The sequence below is a fragment of the Kitasatospora sp. NPDC023176 genome, assembly GCF_055560495.1.
On sequence record NZ_JBVHIP010000051.1, the window covers coordinates 1 to 2,115 of the forward strand.

Consider the following 2,115-nt stretch of genomic DNA (forward strand, 5'->3'; position numbering starts at 1 on the left):
TCTCCACCCTCGAACGCGGAATCCGCCGAGACGACGACCTCGCCAACGCCTACCGCGACTGGCTCACCACCGCTTGACAGCCCATAGGAGCATCACCGGCCTCGGCAGGGGCGGCCCTACCAGGCCACCCCCAGGGCCTCCAGCTGCCCGAGCTGCTCGGGGCGGAGCTTGTCCCGCCTTGCCTTCTGGTTGTTCAACCAGGTGCCCAGCGACGTCCCGTCCTCCTTGTGGGACCTCGGAACGCGCGCATGACCCTCCCGTTCGACGAACGCCGCCAGCGCCGCCAGGCCGGCGCCGAACCGGTCCGCCCGCGACACCTTCGGCTTCGCCCACCACCGTGATGCGCATGTCCCGGGACCACGACGAGCAGACGGCGGCACCTTGAGCATCACGCTCAGCTGCATGTCCTTGCGCCAGTTGCGCGAGCCGAGGCCACGGGCGTGTCGAGACCGGGAACGGGGAGGTGCTGGTTTTGGGTCTCCTCGCGGCTGCTTTCCGCCGCTGTCTTCCGAGTTCGGTGAGCCGATCGTGTGTCGATCGTAGCGTTCGTGGGCCGTTGTCGGACGCGCACGGCTCCGGGCGGCAAGTATGTGCACGTACATGTGCACTGCGGACACGGGAGGTAGACAGCGATGGTCGACCGTACGAAGAGCTACGGAGCACTACAGCTGTCGTTCTCGAACCAGTACTGGTTCGCCTGGAACGACCTCAAGACCAATTCGAAAGGCAAGGACATCGCCTTCCACCACGCCCTGATCGGTGGGAGCTTCGACACTAACCGCCGGTGGATCAGCCAGCTGGTCATTCACAACTTCAGCAACCCGGACACCCAGTACAACCAGCTGGTGGCGAAGGACGCGGTTGCCGGCGCCGAGATGCTGAAGGAGCCAGTGGACTTCGAGTGGCTGTGGGCGGAACAGGGTCGACGTACTACGGCACGATCTGGCGCCCGATCCCCCCGGCGGGGTACGTGGCGCTGAGCGATGTCTTCTACGAGGGCCGGGGGAAGCCGCCGCGCGACATCATCTACTGCGTGCGCAAGACGTACAACGGTCACACCTACGTTCGACAGGCCGAGATCGGCCCGGAGTACCTGTGGAACGACCGGGGCTCGGGTTCCACCGGCAAGGACATCGCCCTGTGGCCGATCGTTCCTCCCCGCGTGACCTCCAGCGACACCGATGAACGGCTGGTCGTCCCGGTGGGCGGCTTCACCTACGTCGCCCACTACGACCGCCCCACCCCGACCCCGGTGTGCTGGGTGCTGGACCTGCCGGCGGAAGTGAAGAAGGCGCCCGGGCCCGCCGTCCCGGTCATGACCTCCCCCGCGAGGCCGGTGAGCACCCAGCAGGTCATCGACTACGAGGTCACCGTCCCGCACACGATGGTCACGGACAAGGACCGGAACGCGGCCTGGCAGTTCGCGAACTCGCCGTTCTACAAGCTCCGCCGCAAGCACAACTTCGCGATGATCCACCACCTGAACAACACGACCGACACCGAGCAAGAGTGGGGAGAGGACCGCACCACCGGGGTTTCGAAGTCCCGCTCGGAAGCCTTCCAGATCACCACCGGTGTCTCAGTCACCACAGGTGGAGGCATCAATCTCGGAGTCATCAGCGGCAGCACCGCAGTCAGCGTTTCCATCGAGCTCGGCTACGAGTCCCGCCAGGAAGTCAGCTCCTTCGAAGAGGTGACGAAGCGGCATTTGCTGAGGGTGCCTCCGCACAAGGCCGGCGCCCTGTGGTTCGCCCACCACGAGCTGGAGTCCGTGCGCGCCGACGGCGGCATCGTCGCAGCCGAGGAGGCCATGGCCTTCGACCTGAACTCCACCTATGTCACGCAGTACCCCCCGAGCGGCTCCCGGGTCACCCACCTCGTGGAGGCCGCCGACACCGAGGCCGACGCCGCAGACCGAATGGCCCGCACAGCGCCCCCGGACGACACGCCGGCCGAACTCCACGCAAAGGCCGCCCCGGAACAGCGCACAGCCGACGACCAAGCCTGAAGCCCTGACATGGACGTGGGCGGGTGAGCAGAGGCCGGGCTAAACCCCCCCACAACGACAGGGGCCACCCACCCACACACACCCGCGACCCCGGTGTGACAAACCCG

3 protein-coding genes are annotated in these 2,115 nt (G+C 66.8%); 2 read left to right on the plus strand and 1 reads right to left on the minus strand.

The features are described from left to right. Positions 1 to 116 precede the first annotated feature (116 nt). Entirely contained in the window at positions 117 to 404 is a 288-nt protein-coding gene (locus ACZ3YL_RS38800; RefSeq protein WP_465662276.1) for a helicase associated domain-containing protein, read from the minus strand. A gap of 228 nt (positions 405 to 632) precedes the next feature. Between ACZ3YL_RS38800 and ACZ3YL_RS38805 the strand changes: the two genes are divergently transcribed. Continuing rightward, entirely contained in the window at positions 633 to 980 is a 348-nt protein-coding gene (locus ACZ3YL_RS38805; RefSeq protein ID WP_465662278.1) for a hypothetical protein, read from the plus strand. After that, complete coding sequence (locus ACZ3YL_RS38810; RefSeq protein ID WP_465662280.1) at positions 971 to 2,008, plus strand: hypothetical protein; 1,038 nt, start codon at positions 971 to 973, stop codon at positions 2,006 to 2,008. The genes ACZ3YL_RS38805 and ACZ3YL_RS38810 overlap by 10 nt, the downstream gene beginning before the upstream one ends. The last annotated feature ends 107 nt before the right edge of the window (positions 2,009 to 2,115 follow it).